An 18,638-nucleotide genomic window follows, 5' to 3' on the forward strand; every position below is an offset into this window, starting at 1 on the left:
GTACGACACCACCGCGCCCCAGGCGCCACACCCCCGGCGCTACACCGCCACGAACACCGCCGTCAACAACACCACCCCCGACCCCCCCCCCCCCCCCCCCCCGCCCCCCCCCCCCCCCCCCCCCCCCCCCCCCCCCCCCCCCCCCCGCCCCCCCCCCCCCCCCCCCCCCCCCGCCCCCCCCCCCCCCCCCCCCGCCCCCCCCCCGGGCGGGCCCCCGCCCCCCCCCCCCCCCCCCCTCTGTCGCGTGTACGTCGGTCAGCTCTTGCGCCGGCCTATCAGGTGCGGCTTGGCCTCCAGGCCGTCCAGCCCGTGCCACGCCAGGTTCACCAGGTGCGCCGCCACCTCCGCCTTCTTCGGCCGCCGCACGTCCAGCCACCACTGGCCGGTCAGCGCGACCATCCCCACCAGCGCCTGCGCGTACAGCGGCGCCAGCTTCGGATCGAAGCCACGGCTCTTGAACTCCCGGCCCAGGATGTCCTCCACCTGGGTGGCGATGTCCGAGATGAGAGAGGCGAACGAGCCGGTGGACTGCGGGATCGGGGAGTCCCGCACGAGAATGCGGAACCCGTCCGTGTACTCCTCGATGTAGTCCAGCAGGGCGAACGCCGCCTGCTCGCACAGCTCCCGCGGATGACCGGCCGTGAGCGAACCCGTCACCATGTCCAGCAGCCGCCGCATCTCACGGTCGACCACCACCGCGTACAGCCCCTCCTTGCCGCCGAAGTGCTCGTACACCACCGGCTTGGACACCCCGGCCTTCGCCGCGATCTCCTCCACCGACGTGCCCTCGAAGCCCTTCGCCGCGAAGAGGGTGCGACCGATCTCCAGCAACTGCTGACGGCGCTCCGCACCGGTCATCCGGGTGCGACGCACTCGCCGCGGCTTCTCATTGCTCGGGGTGCTGCTGGAGTCGGTCGCCACGGCGTCCATCATGCCGCTTCGGCGGCCGCCTTCCGGCGCCGGGAGCCGTCCCCGCCCGTGTTCCGGCGTGAATCGATACGCGAGCGTGACGGCCAGCGCACGTCGTACGCCCAGCCGAGCATCTCGAACCAGCGGATGAACCGCGCCGAGGAGTCCAGCTGGCCCCGCATCACACCGTGCCGCGCCGACGTGGGATCGGCGTGGTGCAGGTTGTGCCACGACTCCCCGCAGGACAGCACCGCCAGCCACCACACGTTGCCGGACCGGTCACGCGACCTGAACGGCCGCTTGCCCACCGCGTGACAGATCGAGTTGATCGACCAGGTGACGTGGTGCAGCAGCGCCACCCGCACGAGCGAACCCCAGAAGAACCCGGTGAACGCGCCCCACCAGGACATCGTCACCAGCCCGCCGATCACCGCCGGCAGCGCCAGCGAGAGCACCGTCCACAGCACGAACTGCCGCGAGATCGCCCGCAGCGCGGGGTCCTTGACCAGATCCGGCGCGTACTTGTCCTGCGGCGTCTGCTCCTCGTCGAACATCCAGGCGATGTGCGCCCACCACAGGCCCTTCATCAGCGCCGGCAGCGTCTCTCCGAAACGCCACGGCGAATGCGGGTCGCCCTCCGCGTCCGAGAACTTGTGGTGCCTGCGGTGGTCCGCCACCCAGCGCACCAGCGGCCCCTCGACCGCCATCGACCCCATGACCGCCAGCGCGATCCTCAGGGGCCGCTTCGCCTTGAAGGAACCATGCGTGAAGTACCGGTGGAAACCGATGGTGATGCCGTGGCACCCGAGGTAGTAGAAGAAGACCAGCAGCCCCAGGTCCAGCCAGCTCACCCCCCAGCCCCAGGCCAGCGGCACCGCCGCCAGCAGGGCCAGGAACGGCACGACGATGAAGACCAGCAGCGCGACCTGCTCGACCGAACGCTTCTGCTCACCGCCCAGAGTGGCGGACGTCGTGGGGGAGACGTGGGGGGAGGGGGTGCCGGAGCCGTCGGGCGCCGGTGAAGGGTCTTCGATCACATCGGAGCTTGAGGTCATGCGCGTCCCCTGTGGGGTCGTGGGTCGAGATGAGGTGCCGGGCCCGAAGGACCGCACCACACTTCCTACGGTTCCGTAACCTACGGTGACGTAAGTATGGCAGTGCGGCACCCGGCGACAAGAGCCCGCCAGCCCGCGCGTCCCCACGGACACCTATCCTTGGATCGGTCGGACAGCGCGGTCCGCTCTGTTTTCTTCCCGGACGACAGACCCGTAAGCGGCCCCGCCGCCGGGTCCGACGGCCGAGTTCCCTCCCGGACGAGCTTCAACACTGCAAGGAGCCGCACCTGTGAGCAGTGCCGACGACCAGACGACAACCAGCCCCGAGCTGCGCGCCGACATCCGCCGACTGGGTGACCTCCTCGGTGAGACCCTCGTCCGGCAGGAGGGCCCCGAGCTCCTCGACCTGGTCGAAAAGGTCCGCCGCCTCACCCGCGAGGACGGCGAGACAGCCGCCGAACTGCTGCGCGGCACAGAACTGGAGACCGCGGCCAAGCTGGTCCGCGCCTTCTCCACCTACTTCCACCTCGCCAACGTCACCGAGCAGGTCCACCGCGGCCGCGAACTGCGCGCCAAGCGCGCCGCCGAGGGCGGCCTCCTCGCCCGCACCGCCGACCGCCTCAAGGACGCCGACCCCGAGCACGTCCGCGAGACGGTCCGCAACCTCAACGTCCGCCCCGTCTTCACGGCGCACCCCACCGAAGCCGCGCGCCGGTCGGTCCTCAACAAGCTCCGGCGCATCGCCGCGCTCCTGGAGACCCCCGTCATCGAGGCCGACCGCCGCCGCCACGACACCCGCCTCGCCGAGAACATCGACCTCGTCTGGCAGACCGACGAACTCCGCGTCGTCCGCCCCGAACCCGCCGACGAGGCCCGCAACGCCATCTACTACCTCGACGAACTCCACGCCGGAGCCGTCGGCGACGTCCTCGAGGACCTCACCGCCGAACTCGAACGCGTCGGCGTCACCGTCCCCGCCGCAACCCGCCCCCTCACCTTCGGCACCTGGATCGGCGGCGACCGCGACGGCAACCCCAACGTCACCCCCCAGGTCACCTGGGACGTCCTCATCCTCCAGCACGAACACGGCATCAACGATGCCCTGGAGATGATCGACGAACTCCGCGGCTTCCTCTCCAACTCCATCCGCTACACCGGAGCCACCGAGGAACTCCTCACCTCCCTCAAGGCCGACCTCGAGCGCCTGCCCGAGATCAGCCCCCGCTACAAGCGCCTCAACGCCGAGGAGCCCTACCGGCTCAAGGCCACCTGCATCCGGCAGAAGCTGGAGAACACCAAGCAGCGCCTCGCCAAGGGCACCCCGCACGAGCCCGGCCGCGACTACCTCGGCACCAGCGAGCTGATCGGCGACCTCACCCTCATCCAGACCTCCCTGCGCGAGTACCGCGGCGGCCTCATCGCCGACGGCCGCATGAACCGCACCATCCGCACCCTGGCCGCCTTCGGCCTCCAGCTCGCCACCATGGACGTCCGCGAACACGCCGACGCCCACCACCACGCCCTCGGCCAGCTCTTCGACCGGCTCGGCGAGGAGTCCTGGCGCTACTCCGACATGCCCCGCGACTACCGCGCCAAGCTCCTCGCCAAGGAACTCCGCTCCCGACGGCCCCTCGCCCCCACCCCGGCACCCGTCGACGCCGCCGGCGAGAAGACCCTCGGCGTCTTCCTCACCGTCAAGCGCGCCCTGGAGGTCTTCGGACCCGAGGTCATCGAGTCGTACATCATCTCCATGTGCCAGGGCGCCGACGACGTCTTCGCCGCCGCCGTCCTCGCCCGCGAGGCCGGCCTCATCGACCTGCACGCCGGCTGGGCCAAGATCGGCATCGTGCCCCTCCTGGAGACCACCGACGAACTCAAGGCCGCCGACACCATCCTCGAGGACATGCTCTCCGACCCGTCGTACCGCCGCCTGGTGGCACTGCGCGGAGACGTCCAGGAGGTCATGCTCGGCTACTCCGACTCCTCCAAGTTCGGCGGCATCACCACCAGCCAGTGGGAGATCCACCGCGCCCAGCGACGCCTGCGCGACGTCGCCCACCGCTACGGCGTCCGCCTGCGCCTCTTCCACGGCCGCGGCGGCACCGTCGGCCGCGGCGGCGGCCCCTCCCACGACGCCATCCTCGCCCAGCCCTGGGGCACCCTCGAAGGCGAGATCAAGGTCACCGAACAGGGCGAGGTCATCTCCGACAAGTACCTCATCCCCTCACTGGCCCGCGAGAACCTGGAACTGACGGTCGCCGCCACCCTCCAGGCCTCCGCCCTGCACACCGCGCCCCGCCAGTCCGACGAGGCACTCGCCCGCTGGGACGCCGCCATGGACGTCGTCAGCGACGCCGCCCACGCCGCCTACCGCGCCCTCGTCGAGGACCCCGACCTGCCGACGTACTTCCTCGCGTCGACGCCGGTGGACCAGCTCGCCGACCTGCACCTGGGCTCCCGGCCCTCCCGCCGCCCCGGCTCCGGCGTCTCGCTCGACGGCCTGCGCGCCATCCCCTGGGTCTTCGGCTGGACCCAGTCCCGCCAGATCGTCCCCGGCTGGTACGGCGTCGGCTCCGGCCTCAAGGCCCTGCGCGAGGCCGGCCTCGACACCGTCCTCGACGAGATGCACAGCCAGTGGCACTTCTTCCGCAACTTCATCTCCAACGTCGAGATGACCCTCGCCAAGACCGACCTGCGCATCGCCCAGCACTACGTCGACACCCTCGTCCCCGACGACCTGCGCCACGTCTTCGACACGATCAAGGCCGAACACGCCCTCACCGTCGCCGAAGTCCTCAAGATCACCGGCGAGAAGGAACTGCTCGACGCCACCCCCGTCCTCAAGCAGACCTTCGCCATCCGCGACGCCTACCTGGACCCCATCTCCTACCTCCAGGTCACCCTGCTCAAGCGCCAGCGTGACGCCGCGGCCGCCGGCCAGGAACCCGACCCCCTCCTCTCCCGCGCCCTCCTCCTCACCGTCAACGGCGTCGCCGCCGGCCTGCGCAACACCGGCTGACCCGCACCACCCCGCACACACGCGAAGGGCGCCCCCGGAAAGATCCGGAGGCGCCCTTCGCCCGTCGTACGACACCACCGCGCCCCAGGCGCCACACCCCCGGCGCTACACCGCCACGAACACCGCCGTCAACAACACCACCCCCGACCCCGCCAGCACCCACCCGAGCCGCCCCCGCCCCAGACCACCCGCCACCACCACCGACGCCAACAGCAACGCACCACCCATCGGCACCCACGCGTACAGCACCCCCGCAGGACCGGACCGCACCACCTCGTCACCACCGCCCGGCCTGATCACCACCGTGTACGTCCGCCCCACGCGCACCGCCACCGTCCGCTCGATCACCACCCGCGCCCGCGCCAACGACCCCGGCGACAACGGCGCGTACGGCCCCCAGCAACTGTCCCCCCCACAGCGCACCACCACGATCGTGCCCTGCTCCCGGCCCTTCGTCAGCATCACGTGCTGCGCCGTCCCCCAGGACCCCCACACCCCCGCCACCAGGATCAGCGCCGCCACCACCCACATCGCCGCCAGCCGCCCGAACCGCAACACGACGGCCGACGCCCGACGAGAGGAACCCCGGCTGACGGGACCCCGGCGCGCGGAACGCCGACGAGCAGGACGCCGGTGCGACGTGGCGACAGTGGCAGGCATGGCCGGGATCATTGGCCATGCCTCAACGGCCCGTCAACCTCGACGAGCGACACGTCGCGACTTGTCCACACCTGTCCACGCCCCCGCCCCCCGGCTCAGGAGTTGTACGTCCCCTGCGCCCGCTCCAGCCCCTCGATCACCAGACACTCCACCGCGTCCGCCGCCCGGTCCACGAACCAGTCCAGCTCCTTGCGCTCCGCCCCCGAGAAGTCCTTCAGCACGAAGTCCGCCACCTGCATCCGCCCCGGCGGCCGCCCGATCCCGAACCGCACCCGGTGATAGTCCGCCCCGAACGCCTTCGTCATCGACTTCAGACCGTTGTGCCCGTTGTCCCCGCCCCCCAGCTTCAGCCGCAACATCCCGTAATCGACGTCCAGCTCGTCATGAACCGCCACCACCTGCGCCACCGGCACCTTGTAGAACTCCCGCAAGGCGTTCACCGGACCGCCCGACAGATTCATGTACGACATCGGCTTCGCCAGCACCACCCGCCGGTTGGCCGGCCCCGGCGGACCGATCCGCCCCTCCACGACCTGCGCCTGCGCCCGCCCCGCCCGCTTGAACCTGCCCCCGATCCGCCCGGCCAGCAGATCGGCCACCATGAACCCCACGTTGTGCCGGTTCATCGCGTACTCCGGACCCGGATTGCCCAGCCCCACGATCAGCCAGGGCGCATTGGCGTCGGTCGTCACGTCCATGTCTCCTCGATACGCGCCAGCCGCTGCCCCCGAAGGGAACAGCGGCTGACGAACAAACGACGACGGTGAGGATCAGGCCTCCGCGGAAGCCTCTTCGCCCTCACCCTCACCCTCGGCCGGCTCCTCCGCCTGCGCGGCCAGCACCTGCAGCACGACGGTCTCACCGTCGACGCCCAGCTTCGTGCCCGACGGCAGCGGGATGTCCTTCGCCAGGATCGAGTCACCGGCCGCCAGACCCTCGACGGAGACCGTCACCGACTCCGGGATGTGCGTGGCCTCGGCCTCGACCGGCAGCGCGTTCAGAACGTGCTCCAGCAGGTTGCCACCCGGAGCCAGCTCACCCTCGGTGTGCACCGGGATCTCGACCGACACGGTCTCGCCACGCTGGACCAGCTGAAGGTCCACGTGCTCCAGGAAACCCTTGATCGGGTCACGCTGCACCGACTTCGGGATCGCCAGCTCGTTCGTCTTGCCGTCGATGTCCAGAGCGATCAGGACGTTCGGCGTACGCAGCGCGAGCAGCAGCTCGTGACCCGGCAGCGTCAGGTGGATCGGGTCCGAACCGTGGCCGTACAGCACACCGGGAACCTTGCTGTCACGACGGATACGGCGAGCCGCACCCTTGCCGAACTCGGTACGGGACTCAGCGGTGATCTTTACCTCGGACATGACACTCACTCCTCGTAGAAACAGCGACGGCGAAAAGGTCACCCGGCCACGAACGGCCTGCTACGAAGAGCGCGTCGATAACGGACCGCCGTACACACGCATCACACGCGTACGGCCTCCCTCGCCGAGCAACTCGCGCAGTCTACTCGGCGGGGGAGGCCGCAGAAAAATCGATCAACCCGGCAGAAGCGGGCCCACCGCCTACTGCTCGTCGAACAGGCTCGTCACCGAACCGTCCTCGAACACCTCACGCACCGCGTTCGCGATCGTCGGCGCGATCGACAGCACCGTGATCTTGTCCACTTCCAGCTCACCCGGCGTCGGCAACGTGTTCGTGAACACGAACTCACTCACCTTCGAGTTCTTCAACCGGTCCGCCGCCGGACCCGACAGCACACCGTGCGTCGCCGTCACGATGACGTCCTCCGCACCATGCGCGAACAACGCGTCCGCCGCCGCACAGATCGTGCCACCGGTGTCGATCATGTCGTCGACCAGGACACACACCCGGCCCTTGACCTCACCGACCACCTCGTGCACCGTCACCTGGTTCGCCACGTCCTTGTCACGCCGCTTGTGCACGATCGCCAACGGCGCACCCAGACGGTCGCACCAACGGTCCGCCACCCGGACCCGACCCGCGTCCGGCGACACCACCGTCAGCTTCGAACGGTCCACCTTGCTGCCCACGTAGTCCGCCAACAGCGGCAACGCGAACAGGTGATCCACCGGACCGTCGAAGAAACCCTGGATCTGATCCGTGTGCAGATCCACCGTGAGGATCCGGTCCGCACCCGCCGTCTTCATCAGATCCGCGATCAGCCGCGCCGAGATCGGCTCACGGCCACGGTGCTTCTTGTCCTGCCGCGCATAACCGTAGAACGGCACGATCACCGTGATCGAACGCGCCGACGCACGCTTCAACGCGTCGATCATGATCAACTGCTCCATGATCCACTTGTTGATCGGAGCCGTGTGGCTCTGGATCAGGAAGCAGTCCGCACCACGCGCCGACTCCTCGTAACGGACATAGATCTCACCATTGGCGAAGTCGAAGGCCTTCGTCGGGACGACCCCGACACCCAGCTGGTGGGCGACCTCCTCGGCAAGCTCGGGGTGGGCGCGGCCGGAGAAGAACATCATCTTCTTCTCGCCGGTCGTCTTGATCCCGGTCACAGCACTGTCTCCTCAGAGGTGTCTCAGCCGACTGTCCCAAAACCTCGCCGCTGGGCGCGACAGGGCCGTCTCAGCTGGTGGGGGTGCGGATGTGCACTTATCACGGTACGCCGTCCACGACGCACTCGTTTCCGGTCAGTTCTCGCCGTCGCCCTCCCGGGAAGCCGCCTCGGCAGCCTTCGCCGCCGCGCTCCCCGGACGCTTACGAGCCACCCAACCCTCGATATTCCGCTGCTGACCACGGGCCACGGCCAGCGAACCGGGCGGCACATCCTTCGTGATCACGGACCCGGCAGCGGTGTACGCGCCGTCCCCGACCGTGACAGGAGCCACAAACATGTTGTCCGAACCCGTCCTGCAATGCGACCCGACGACGGTGTGATGCTTGTCCCGCCCGTCGTAGTTCACGAACACACTGGCCGCACCGATGTTCGTGAACTCCCCGATCGTCGCATCCCCCACGTACGACAGATGCGGCACCTTCGTACCCTCGCCGATCACGGCGTTCTTCGTCTCCACGTACGTACCGATCTTCGACCTCACACCCAGCCGCGTACCCGGCCGCAGATACGCGTACGGCCCCACCGTCGCCTCCGGACCCACCTCCGCCCCGTCCGCCACCGTGTTGTCCACCCGCGCCCCCGCACCGACCACCGTGTCCTTCAGCCGGCAGTTCGGACCCACCTCCGCACCCTCACCCACACGCGTCGCACCCAACAACTGCGTCCCCGGCAACACCACCGCGTCCTGCCCGAACGTCACCGTCACATCCACCCACGTCGACGCCGGATCCACCACCGTCACCCCCGCCAGCATCGCCGCCGTCAGCAACCGGTCATTCAGAATCCGACGCGCCTCCGCCAACTGCACCCGGTTGTTGATCCCCGCGATCTCCCGATGATCACCGGCCACGGACGCACCCACACGGTGACCGGCCTCCCGCAGGATCCCCAGCACATCCGTCAAGTACTCCTCACCCTGACTGTTGTCCGTACGAACCTGCTTCAACGCCCCCGCCAACAACTGCCCGTCGAACGCGAACACACCCGAATTGATCTCCCGGACCGCCCGCTGCGCCTCCGACGCGTCCTTGTGCTCCACGATCCCCGTGACCGCACCCGACACCTCGTCCCGCACGATCCGCCCGTACCCGGTCGCGTCCGGCACCTCCGCCGTCAGCACCGTCACCGCGTTCCCGTCCGCGTGATGCGTGGCCGCCAGCTGCGCGAGCGTCGCACCGGTCAACAGCGGAGTGTCACCACAGACCACCACCACGGTCCCGTCCACCGCCCCACCGAGCTGCTCCAGACCCATCCGCACGGCGTGCCCGGTGCCGTTCTGCTCCTCCTGCACCGCGGTCCGTACGGCCGGGTCGATCGCGGCGAGATGAGCGGTGACCTTCTCGCGCGCGTGACCGACGACGACGACCAGGTTCTCGGGGTCCAGCTCACGGGAGGCGGCCAGTACGTGCCCCACGAGACTGCGGCCGCAGATCTCGTGCAGGACCTTCGGTACGGCCGACTTCATACGGGTGCCCTCACCCGCTGCGAGAACGACGACGGCTGCCGGGCGGATGGCGCTCACGGAGTTGCCCTTCGGCTGTGGAGAGGTGGGACATCCGAAGGATACCGGGGCGTTTCTTGGCGGACATGAGAGTGGGCCCTGACAGTGCTGTCAGGGCCCACAGGGGCTCCCGGGGAAGGAATCGAACCCTCATTCAAGAGACCAAAACTCTTTGTCCTACCATTAGACGACCCGGGATGGTTTGCTCGCTATGTCCGATTTTTTGGATCGGTAGCGAGTGCAGCCCCTACTATGCCGTACCACCAGCCTTCCACGCGACGATGCAGGTCGGCACTTTTGAGGACGGCGACTCGGAGGCAACCGTGGTAGGTGTCGCCGGTGTTGGTTCGGTTCGTCTTGGGGTTGTGCTTCTTGAGGCTCGTCTTCAGTAGGTCGCCGACATCGATGCCGAGCCGCTGCGCCCAGTAGGCCTCGGCTTCCGGAACGTCCGCCGACTCGTGAATGGCGACGGAGAACCGTCGGCGCTCCGGTTCCACGCCGAGCAGGTCGAGCCAGGACAGGAAAACCTGGACCATGTCGGGGTCGCTGTTCACGAAGATGACCCGACGGTTCGAGCCGGGCTTGGCCTTCGCCCCCTCGGACCAGTAGAGCCCGACACCCACGAGGAAGAGTTCGCGGGATGTCATCGGGCCGATCTCGGCGCACGCCTGGGCCGTCAACGCTTCCTGCGCCACAGTGCGGTTCTCGACCGCACGCTGTGCTCCGCGTCGTGCTGCGGAGGTGTCGGTGGAGCGTGGGCGTTCCGGCGAGGGCAGATCCCGCACCCACAGCGAGACCGAACTCTTGGAGCAGCCCAGCTCCGCCTGGATCTGGTTGTACGTCCAGCCCTGCTGCCGCAGCTCCCGCGCCTTCTCGCGCAGGTCGTCCTTCGCCCGGGGGCGTTTCGTCCACTCCGGAGGAGGTTCCCCTTCGACCAGTCGCTGGAGGGTCTCCTTGTTGTGAACCTGAAGCTCGTCCCGGATCTGCCGAAGACTGTAGCCCGCCCGTCGCAGCGCGACGGCTCGTTCCCGTAGGCCCTCGAAGTCCGCGTACTTGCCGAGTGAAGGTGTCATAGGCATACCGTCCGGCCGGAACGTGAGGTTCCGGGCTCGAACAGGGCTCATTCAGCAGTTCGAGGTATACCGGGGGGTTTCGATGCTGTTCGGTTGTGGGGTGTGGTGGGGAGGAGTCGGTGAAAGTCGCCGGAAAAGGCGGGGCGGGCGCCCGTAGGGTGGAGGTATGACCACGACGGGGGAAGAGCACGCCTCGGCTCGGGGAGGGCCTTGGTGGTGGAGCAGGCGCCGCAGTGCGGTGTTCGACTGGAGTCTTGCGGTGGTGTCCGCCGCGGAGTGCGCGGTGGAGGGGTATCCGTTCGCGCGGGACGCGGGTGTGCCGCCGGCGGCGGGGGTGGTGTTCGGGCTGCTCGCGGGGTCGGTGCTGCTGGTGCGGCGGAAGTGGCCGATCGCGGTGGTGCTGGTGGCGATCGCCATCACGCCGGCGCAGATGGGCTTCCTGATGGGGATCGTCGGGCTGTACACGCTGGCCGCGTCCGAGCTGCCGCGGCGGATCATCGCCTCGTTGGCGGGGATGCAGCTGGTGGGGACGTTGATCGTGACGTTCGTGCGGGTGGGGCAGAGCATGGACCAGGGGCGTCTGACGATCGGTGACTGGTTCATTCCGTTCGCCGCGATCACGACGTCGCTGGGGCTGACCGCTCCGCCGTTGCTGCTGGGGCTGTACGTGGGGGCGCGGCGGCGGTTGATGGAGAGTCTGCGGGAGCGGGCGGACAGTCTGGAGCGGGAGTTGCAGTTGCTGGCCGAGCGGGCCGAGGAGCGGGCGGAGTGGGCGCGGGGTGAGGAGCGGACGCGGATCGCGCGGGAGATGCACGACGTGGTGGCGCATCGGGTGAGTCTGATGGTGGTGCATGCGGCGGCGTTGCAGGCGGTGGCGCGGAAGGATCCGGAGAAGGCGGTGCGGAACGCGGCGCTGGTGGGGGACATGGGGCGGCAGGCGTTGACCGAGTTGCGGGAGATGCTCGGGGTGTTGCGCAGTGGTGAGGGTGCGGGGGCGCGGGGTGCGGTGGTGCCGTCGGCGGCGGTGGGGGTGGCCGCGGTGGCTGTCGCCCCGGGGGTGGTGGAGGAGGGGGAGGGGCCGTGTCTGTCGGAGTTGGACGAGTTGGTGGGGCAGTCGGCGGCTGCGGGGATGGTGGTGGATCTGTCGGTGGAGGGTGAGGTGCGGGGGTATGCGCGGGCGGTCGAGCAGACGGCGTACCGGGTGGTGCAGGAGGCGTTGACGAACGTGCACAAGCATGCGGCGGGTGCGAAGACGTATGTGCGGTTGGCGCATCGGGTGGCGGAGATCGCGATGCAGGTGGAGAACGAGCCGCCGCCGGAGGTGGGGTCGGCGTCGTCGGCGCGGTTGCCGTCGGGTGGCAACGGGTTGGTGGGGATGCGGGAGCGGGTGGTGGCGTTGGGTGGGGTGTTCGTGTCGGGGCCGACGGAGGCGGGGGGTTTTCGGGTGTCGGCGGTGATTCCGGCGGTGTAGGGGGTGTGGGGGTGAGGTGGGGGGTGGGGTCTGTGGGGGTCAGCCGGCGGTGAGGCGGACGGGTTCGATGCCGGAGACGAGGGTGCCGAGGGCCTGGTCGATGTCGGGGCCGAGGTACCAGTCGCCGGTGTGGTCGAGGGCGTAGACGCGGCCTTCGGCGTCGATGGCGAGGAGGGAGTGGCTGTCGGTCTCGGCGCCGAGGGGGCTGACGTCGGTGTCGAGGGCGCGGCCGAGGTCGGCGAGGGTGCGGGCGAGGTGGAGGCCGTGGAGGGGGTCGAGGTGGAGGGTGGCGGGGGCGATCTGGCGGCCGGGTCCGGTGGGGGTGATGTGGAGGCCGCCGAATTCGGCCCAGGCTTCGACGGCGGCGGGGAAGACGGCGTGGCGGTGGCCGGCGGGTGAGGTGTGTTCGCGCAGGGTGTCGGCCCAGATCTCGGCTTGTTTGATGTCCCAGCGTCCGGGTTGCCAGCCGGCGGCGCGCAGGGCGGCGTCGACGGGTACGGGGAAGCGCGATGGGGGTCCCCCCGGTCGAGCGGAGTCGAGGCTGGGGGAGGTGCGGTCGGGGTGCATCTGCCCTTCGTTCGTCGGGGTCATGGGGCGGCGTGGGGCCGTCGTGCGGTGGTTCGTGGGGGGTGGGGGTGTGGGGGTCAGCTGTTGTCGGTCGTGGGGTCGACGATGCGGACGCCGAAGTGGGCGCTGAGGGCGGTGCAGGCGCGGCAGGGGGTGGCGAAGCTGCCGTGGAGGGGGTCGCCGTCCTCGCGGATGCGTCGGGCGGTGAGTTTGGCCTGTTTGAGGGCTTTGCGGGCTTCGCCGTTGGTCATGGGTCTGCGGGCGGCGCGTTTGCTGCGGGTGGCGTCGGTGGTGGTGATGTGGCGGGAGATGAGGAGTGCTTCGGCGCAGCGGCCGGTGTAGCGGTCGCGGCGGTCGCTGGGGAGGGTGTCGAGGAACTCCTGGACGAGGGGGTGCAGGGTGGGGGGCTGGTCGCCGCGGGCGGCGGTGCTGGTGAGGGTGGCGCCGCGGACGGAGAGGGCGGCGGCGATGGTGGGGAGTATGCCGTCGCGGCGGTGGCGGAGGGCGGGTGTGTGGGGGGTTTCGTCGCTGCTCCAGCCGATGCGGGGGTCGCCGGAGCGGCTGGTGTGCGGTCCCGTTTGCGTGGCGTTCATGATCGTCTTTCCCCTCCGTGCATCCCCCCGGAAGTCATCAGAGTGCCAAACGGCGTGGCCGGTGTGGAAGCTGGGGCGGTGCGACACGCCCGGTTCGGGCTGGCTGTCACGGCGGGGTGACGGCTGGTCACGGAAGTGGAGGGCCGGTGACCGGTGCCGTCGTACCGCATAGGCTGTCGGCACCGCCTGGCGCGCGGTTGACGCGCGTGGGAGACCGTTGGAGACAGTCGGATACGGGGCGTGGTGGTCGGTCCGGGTGCGGATCCGGCCGCCGGGGTCCGTCCAGAGCGCCGCAGGGGGCAACCGCCATGACGACAGGTCGGCTCGGGCAGCGAGCCGCGCCGCCGAACGCGGCCTACGCCGGGCAGGTCGTGCATTTCCCGGATCCGGTCCGGGCCGCACGTCACCCGAGAGGGGTACGGGTGGACGAGCGTGGTTACCCCGATTTCTCGTCCTACGCGCGGGCGGCTGCGGAGATCGCGGATCCTCCGGAGGGTTTCGGTGTCGACGAGCTGCGGCTGACGGACTACGTGTCGGCGAACGCGGCGTTGTCGGCGTCGGGGCACGAGTTGTGGGACACGGTGGACAGTGTGGCGACGCCGCACGGCTGGACGTGGCACCACGTGGTGGGTTCGCGGCGGCTGGAGCTGGTTCCGGTGGAGGTGAAGGCGTTGCTGCGCCATCACGGTGGGATCGCGACGGCGGTGGTGGATCAGGCGAAGCGTGGGACGCGGCCGTTGCAGGAGACGCGTCCGGCGCATTTCGGGCTGTCGAAGTCGGGTGTGGCGGTGACGGAGCAGCAGGTGCAGGGGGTCGAGGAGGACCTGGGGTACCGGTTGCCGGGTGCGTACCGGACGTTCTTGAAGGCTGCGGGTGGTTGTGCTCCGGTGGGTGTGGCGCTGGACGCGGAGTTGGGGCTGTTGGTGGACCAGCCGTTCTTCACGGTGCGGGACGAGGCGGCCGTCAATGATCTGGTGTATGTGAACAAGTGTCTGCGTGATCATCTGACCAAGGACTATCTGGGTGTCGGGTTCGTGCAGGGTGGTCTGCTGGCCGTGAAGGTGAAGGGTGACCGGATCGGTTCGGTGTGGTTCTGCGCGTACGACGACGTGCGGGACGTGGATCCGGCGTGGTCGCCGGCGGAGCGGGTGGAGCGGTTGCTGCTGCCGTGCGGTGAGGACTTCGACGTCTTCCTGTCGCGGCTGGCGGGGCGGCCGCCGGAGTTGGAGACGGTGGCGAATCTGATGGTGGACGGTGGTTTCGCGCGGGTTGTTCCTGTTACCTCCGGTTCTTCCGTTCCGTCCGTCGGTGTGGGGGAGTGATCGGGCGATGGTGACGTTCGCGCAGGCGCAGGAGCGCGGTGAAGAGTGGGTCAACGGGGACGTTCCGGCGTATCAGCACCGTGAGGTGCGGGTGCGGGAGTTCGGGCTCGGGTTCGTGGTGTGGGCCGAGGACCGTGCGGAGGGGCCGCGTTCGGACGGGGGCGGGCAGCGGTTGGTGCTGGCCCGTGACAGCGGTGAGGTCACGTTGTGGCCGGCGCTGCCGGTGGGTGAGGTGATCCGCCGGTACGAGGAGGAGTACGGCCGTCCGGAGGGCGGGCCGGCGCCGGTGCCGCCGGCCGCGGCGCGGGTGGATCTGAACCAGACGTCGTTCCTGCTGTCGCCGCCGGAGTGGCTGCAGGAGGCGGCGGACCGGCTGGGGGCCGGGGAGGCGGCGGATGCCCCGCCTTCCGCGTCGTCCGCGTCGCCCCCGTCGTCCGCGTCTTCTCCGTCCGTGTCCGCTTCTGCTTCCTCTTCCTCTTCCTCCGTCTCCCCGGCTGCTTCCTCCTCGCCGGCATCCGCCGCTTCGGTGGGTCCGGCCGGTGACTTCGGTGATCCGTCGCTGCCCCGGACGCAGGCGGGGATCCCGACGCCGGCTCCCACACCTGCCGGGGCCACGCCCTGGACGGGCACGGACACCAACGGCGATGCCGGTGACGATCGTTCCGTGCCGCTGCCGGCGACGGTGTTCGCGCCGCCGCTGAGCGGTGCCGACGACGAGGCGCCGCCGCCGTCCGCCGCGTCGGACGCCAAGACGGCGCTGATCTCGGGTGGCAGCCGGATTCCGCCCACGGCGATTGCGCCGGCGCTTTCGGACGTGGACGGGCGGGGTGCGCCGGGCGGTGCTCCCACGCCGCCGCCCACCTCCACCCCCACGCCGCCGCCGGTGCCGGGTGGGCCGGGGACACCGCCTCCGCCTCCGCCGTCGGCCGGGCCGCAGGGGACGCCTGTGCCGGGTCCGTCGTCCTACGGCGGTCCGCAGGGGCCCGGTGTGCCGCAGCCGCCGGCGGGTCCGGGTGCCACGGGTGCTCCGGCCCGGCCGCTCGCGCCGAACGCCCGGGACATCGCCGATGCGGCGACCAGCAAGGCGGCTCCGCCGCCGCGCCGGCGTACCGGTGGAGCGCCGCCGCCTCCGCCGAGCGCGCCGGGCATGCCCGGCGCGCGGCCGGGTGCCACACCTCCGCCGTCCGCCGGTCCGGCCGGACCGGGCGCGTCGGCGGGCGGTTACGTGCCTACGCAGCTGGTGTCGGCGCTTGGTCCCGAGGGTCCGGCCGGGCAGGGGGCGCCGGGCGGCCCCGGTGCTCCGGGTGCCCCCGGTGCCCCTGGTGGGTCGAACCCGCCCGCCCCGCCGAACCCGCCCGGCGGTACGCCCCCGGATGGGGTGCACCAGGCCGCGACGATGCTTGCCGACCCGAGCCGGATGGGGCCGGGCGCGCCGCAGCCTCCGGGTGCTCCCCAGCCTCCGGGCGCCCACGGGTCCGCCGGTGGGGCTCAGGGTGCCGCGCACCGGGCCGCCACGATGCTGTCCGGGCCTCCGACGGGCGGTCCCGGTGCGCCTCCGCCGCCGCCCGCTCCCGGCGTGCCCGGTGTGCCGGGCGCCCCTGGGGCGGCTCCGGGTGCTCCGGGAACTGCTCCGGGCGTCCCGCGGCCGCCGATGCCGCCGCCCGGTGCGATGCCCCCCGGTGCGATGCCGCCCCCCGGTGCCGTGCCGCCGCCGGGTGTGCCCGGCGGCGGGCAGCCGCAGGCGTACGGCTATCCCCAGCAGGGGCAGCCGACCGTCGGGCCGGGTTACCAGGCCGTGCTGCGCTACCGGGCGCACGACGGGTCGGAGCGGCAGGTGATCCGGCGTTCGGCGCCGGGCACGCCGCATCCGGAGTGGCAGATCTTCCACGAGTTGCGGGCGATGAACGTGCCGCCGGACCAGGTGCTGGAGCTGCACACCGAGCTGGAGTCGTGTGAGCTGCCGGGGGCGTACTGCGCGCGGATGATCCGTGAGCAGTGGCCGCAGGCGCGGATCACGAGCATCGCGCCGTACGGCACGGACCATGCGAGCCGGCAGCAGGGGATGCGGCAGCTCCTGGCTCATCAGGGTGAGTTGCATCAGGTCGCCGACGGTCCGGCGCGTCCCGCCCCGGTGCGTGCGCCGTTGCCGCCGGTGCAGCCGGCGCCGCCGGTCCCGCCGGAGGCGATCGCGCAGGAGATGGGCGCGGTGTTCGGGCCGGGGGTGTTCCGGTTCGAGCAGGCCGCGGTGTCCCGGCAGGGTGTGCCGCCGATCGTGGCGCACACGCTGGTGGTGGCGGGGCTGCCGGTGGACCTGGGTCCGTTCTTCTGGGCGCAGGCCCAGCCGGGGCGGCCGGTGCCGACGCTGGCGGAGCTGGCGGCGGAGCGGGGGGTGCAGCCGGCGGCGGACGCGGGCTCGTACCTCGTCATGGGCAGCGACTTCGGCAAGGCGATCTGCGTGCAGTACGGCACGGCGCACATCGTCGCCGTGCCGGTGGAGGCGGGGCCGGGCGGGGCGCCCGTGCCGCCGCAGTTCGTGAACAGCGGGCTGCCGGAGTTCGCGCGCTGCCTCGCGCTGCTGGGGCGGATGTGGCGGCTGCGGTTCGGTCTGAACCAGGAGCAGGCGGGCCGCTGGACCGTCGATTTCCAGGCGCAGTTGGCCGCGCTGGACCCGGCGGCGCTGGGTTCGCCGGAGAGCTGGTGGTCGGTGCTGCTGGAGGAGATGTGGGACGGGCTGCTGTGAGGCGTACGCCCCGCTGACGCGACGCTGACGCGCGTGTGTGTGCGGGAGGGCCGGGCCCGGTCGTGTGACCGGGGCCGGCCCTTTCGCATGGGCGGTCGGCCGTGACCCGTGTGCGGAGTGTCGCGTTACGGGCCCTTACAGCCGATACCTCAGGATATGCGGTAAATCATCTATTCTGCGGCCGTCTGGTGGAGAGGGGTTCCAGGTGATCAGCGCTTCGATGGCACCACCCGGGTTCATGACCGTTCGCGGGCGCGGTTACCGGCCCGAACAGGTCGACGCGTACGCCGCCGCGCTCTCGGCCGACCGGGACGCCGCCTGGGAGCGGGCCGCCCGGCTGACCGTGCTGGCCAAGGACATGGAGGCCGAGGCCGTACGGCTGCGGGACGCCGTGAACGGGCTGGCGCCGCAGACGTACGACGCCCTCGGGGAGCGTGCGCGGCGCATCTTCCAGCTCGGACGGGAGGAGGCGGCGGCCGTGCGGGAACGTGCCCGGAGCGCGGCGCGGGAGCAGGTCGCGCGGGCCGAGGCGGACGCCCGGGCGGTGCGCGCGGCGGCGTGGGAGCGGGCCGGCGAGGTGCGTGCGGCGGCGGAGGAGCGCGCCCGGCAGGACCTGCTCGCGGCGCGCGCCGAGGCCCACGGGATCCGCGTCGGCGCCCGGCGCGAGGTGAGGGAGCACCGGGGCGAGGCCCTCGCGGTCCTGCGCGAGATGCGCCGGCGCACCGCCGCCCTGCTCGCCGACCGGGACAGGGACGAGGCCGAGCGGTGGGCCGCGGTCGAACGTGAGGAGGCCGACCGGGCCGCCGCGCTCGACGCGCACCACGCGCGGCTGGTGGCGCGCGCCGAGTCGGCGCTGTCCGCGGCGGAGCAGGACTTCGCCGACGCCGGGGAAGCCGCCCGCCGGAGCCAGGAGGAGGCACGCGCGCGTGCCGCCGAAGTCCTCGTCGAGGCACGCGCGTGTGCGGAGCGCATCGCCCGCGAGACGGAGCGGGTGCTGCGCGAGCACGGCGAGCGGTGGGACGACGTACAGGCGCAGATCGACTCCGTGCGCAGCAGCCTGAGCACCCTGACGGGGCACGCCGCGCAGTGAGCGCCCGCCGGGCCCCGGCCGTCCGTCGGCCGT

The 18,638-nt window shown here is 71.1% G+C and carries 15 protein-coding genes and 1 tRNA gene; 5 read left to right on the forward strand and 11 right to left on the reverse strand.

All coding sequences use genetic code 11. The features are described from left to right. Positions 1-255: 255 nt before the first annotated feature. Together ACIP5W_RS28360 and ACIP5W_RS28365 are read right to left on the reverse strand one after the other, a co-directional pair. Positions 256-933: a TetR family transcriptional regulator gene (locus ACIP5W_RS28360; protein ID WP_401479407.1), complete on the reverse strand. Its 678-nt coding sequence runs from the start codon at positions 931-933 to the stop codon at positions 256-258. Continuing rightward, positions 930-1,964 carry an acyl-CoA desaturase gene (locus ACIP5W_RS28365; RefSeq protein ID WP_401479409.1) on the reverse strand — a complete coding sequence of 345 codons (1,035 nt, stop codon included), beginning with the start codon at positions 1,962-1,964 and terminating at the stop codon, positions 930-932. The genes ACIP5W_RS28360 and ACIP5W_RS28365 overlap by 4 nt, the downstream gene beginning before the upstream one ends. A 289-nt stretch (positions 1,965-2,253) precedes the next feature. Here ACIP5W_RS28365 and ppc point away from each other — a divergent pair, with 289 nt between their 5' ends. Beyond that, positions 2,254-4,983, forward strand: a complete 2,730-nt coding sequence (gene ppc, locus ACIP5W_RS28370) for a phosphoenolpyruvate carboxylase (protein ID WP_401479412.1) — start codon at positions 2,254-2,256, stop codon at positions 4,981-4,983. 105 nt (positions 4,984-5,088) lie between these two features. Here the strand turns inward: ppc and ACIP5W_RS28375 are convergent, their stop codons facing one another. The 7 genes from ACIP5W_RS28375 to ACIP5W_RS28405 all read right to left on the reverse strand — a co-directional run bounded on the left by ACIP5W_RS28375 (position 5,089) and on the right by ACIP5W_RS28405 (position 10,822). Continuing rightward, positions 5,089-5,655 carry a hypothetical protein gene (locus ACIP5W_RS28375; protein WP_401479415.1) on the reverse strand — a complete coding sequence of 189 codons (567 nt, stop codon included), beginning with the start codon at positions 5,653-5,655 and terminating at the stop codon, positions 5,089-5,091. Positions 5,656-5,738: 83 nt separating this feature from the next. Beyond that, positions 5,739-6,341, reverse strand: coding sequence for an aminoacyl-tRNA hydrolase (gene pth / locus ACIP5W_RS28380; protein ID WP_401479418.1), 603 nt, complete (start codon positions 6,339-6,341; stop codon positions 5,739-5,741). Between the two features lie 72 nt (positions 6,342-6,413). After that, entirely contained in the window at positions 6,414-7,010 is a 597-nt protein-coding gene (locus ACIP5W_RS28385) for a 50S ribosomal protein L25/general stress protein Ctc (RefSeq protein WP_401479421.1), read from the reverse strand. Positions 7,011-7,211: 201 nt separating this feature from the next. Beyond that, positions 7,212-8,186, reverse strand: a complete 975-nt coding sequence (locus ACIP5W_RS28390) for a ribose-phosphate diphosphokinase (protein WP_363086569.1) — start codon at positions 8,184-8,186, stop codon at positions 7,212-7,214. A 135-nt stretch (positions 8,187-8,321) separates the two neighbouring features. Next, the gene (gene glmU / locus ACIP5W_RS28395; protein WP_401479424.1) at positions 8,322-9,770 is read right to left on the reverse strand and encodes a bifunctional UDP-N-acetylglucosamine diphosphorylase/glucosamine-1-phosphate N-acetyltransferase GlmU; all 1,449 of its coding nucleotides are present in this window, start codon (positions 9,768-9,770) and stop codon (positions 8,322-8,324) included. A 106-nt stretch (positions 9,771-9,876) separates the two neighbouring features. After that, positions 9,877-9,947: transfer RNA gene (locus tag ACIP5W_RS28400), tRNA-Gln, on the reverse strand. A gap of 11 nt (positions 9,948-9,958) precedes the next feature. Next, on the reverse strand, positions 9,959-10,822 hold the full coding sequence (locus tag ACIP5W_RS28405; protein ID WP_401479426.1) for a hypothetical protein: 864 nt from the start codon (positions 10,820-10,822) through the stop codon (positions 9,959-9,961). Between the two features lie 166 nt (positions 10,823-10,988). Between ACIP5W_RS28405 and ACIP5W_RS28410 the strand changes: the two genes are divergently transcribed. Further along, positions 10,989-12,293: a sensor histidine kinase gene (locus tag ACIP5W_RS28410; protein ID WP_401479429.1), complete on the forward strand. Its 1,305-nt coding sequence runs from the start codon at positions 10,989-10,991 to the stop codon at positions 12,291-12,293. Between the two features lie 39 nt (positions 12,294-12,332). On the opposite strand, the gene ACIP5W_RS28415 is transcribed toward ACIP5W_RS28410, so the two are convergent. Next, positions 12,333-12,860 carry an SUKH-3 domain-containing protein gene (locus tag ACIP5W_RS28415; RefSeq protein WP_401479717.1) on the reverse strand — a complete coding sequence of 176 codons (528 nt, stop codon included), beginning with the start codon at positions 12,858-12,860 and terminating at the stop codon, positions 12,333-12,335. A gap of 77 nt (positions 12,861-12,937) precedes the next feature. Then, the gene (locus tag ACIP5W_RS28420; protein WP_401479432.1) at positions 12,938-13,453 is read right to left on the reverse strand and encodes a YwqJ-related putative deaminase; all 516 of its coding nucleotides are present in this window, start codon (positions 13,451-13,453) and stop codon (positions 12,938-12,940) included. Between the two features lie 308 nt (positions 13,454-13,761). Here ACIP5W_RS28420 and ACIP5W_RS28425 point away from each other — a divergent pair, with 308 nt between their 5' ends. The 3 genes from ACIP5W_RS28425 (at position 13,762) to ACIP5W_RS28435 (ending at position 18,605) form a co-directional block, all read left to right on the forward strand. Next, entirely contained in the window at positions 13,762-14,775 is a 1,014-nt protein-coding gene (locus ACIP5W_RS28425; protein WP_401479435.1) for an SMI1/KNR4 family protein, read from the forward strand. Positions 14,776-14,782: 7 nt separating this feature from the next. Then, a complete protein-coding gene (locus ACIP5W_RS28430; protein ID WP_401479438.1) occupies positions 14,783-17,515 on the forward strand; it encodes an SUKH-4 family immunity protein in 2,733 nt (910 codons plus the stop codon). Between the two features lie 238 nt (positions 17,516-17,753). Beyond that, the gene (locus ACIP5W_RS28435) at positions 17,754-18,605 is read left to right on the forward strand and encodes a cellulose-binding protein (protein ID WP_401479441.1); all 852 of its coding nucleotides are present in this window, start codon (positions 17,754-17,756) and stop codon (positions 18,603-18,605) included. Positions 18,606-18,638: the final 33 nt, after the last annotated feature.

Origin of the sequence: Streptomyces sp. NPDC088766, assembly GCF_044750845.1 — a bacterium.
Taxonomy (GTDB): Bacteria; Actinomycetota; Actinomycetes; order Streptomycetales; family Streptomycetaceae; genus Streptomyces.

Bases quoted from the DNA above. Each gene is read 5' to 3' on its own strand.
- ACIP5W_RS28430 (WP_401479438.1), top strand. From the start codon at position 14,783: ATGGTGACGTTCGCGCAGGCGCAGGAGCGCGGTGAAGAGTGGGTCAAC.
- ACIP5W_RS28435 (WP_401479441.1), top strand. From the start codon at position 17,754: ATGACCGTTCGCGGGCGCGGTTACCGGCCCGAACAGGTCGACGCGTAC.
- ACIP5W_RS28410 (WP_401479429.1), top strand. From the start codon at position 10,989: ATGACCACGACGGGGGAAGAGCACGCCTCGGCTCGGGGAGGGCCTTGG.
- ACIP5W_RS28375 (WP_401479415.1), bottom strand. From the start codon at position 5,655: ATGATCCCGGCCATGCCTGCCACTGTCGCCACGTCGCACCGGCGTCCT.
- ACIP5W_RS28405 (WP_401479426.1), bottom strand. From the start codon at position 10,822: ATGACACCTTCACTCGGCAAGTACGCGGACTTCGAGGGCCTACGGGAA.
- ACIP5W_RS28415 (WP_401479717.1), bottom strand. From the start codon at position 12,860: ATGCACCCCGACCGCACCTCCCCCAGCCTCGACTCCGCTCGACCGGGG.
- ACIP5W_RS28420 (WP_401479432.1), bottom strand. From the start codon at position 13,453: ATGAACGCCACGCAAACGGGACCGCACACCAGCCGCTCCGGCGACCCC.
- pth (WP_401479418.1), bottom strand. From the start codon at position 6,341: ATGGACGTGACGACCGACGCCAATGCGCCCTGGCTGATCGTGGGGCTG.
- ACIP5W_RS28365 (WP_401479409.1), bottom strand. From the start codon at position 1,964: ATGACCTCAAGCTCCGATGTGATCGAAGACCCTTCACCGGCGCCCGAC.
- ACIP5W_RS28385 (WP_401479421.1), bottom strand. From the start codon at position 7,010: ATGTCCGAGGTAAAGATCACCGCTGAGTCCCGTACCGAGTTCGGCAAG.
- ACIP5W_RS28360 (WP_401479407.1), bottom strand. From the start codon at position 933: ATGATGGACGCCGTGGCGACCGACTCCAGCAGCACCCCGAGCAATGAG.
- ACIP5W_RS28425 (WP_401479435.1), top strand. From the start codon at position 13,762: ATGACGACAGGTCGGCTCGGGCAGCGAGCCGCGCCGCCGAACGCGGCC.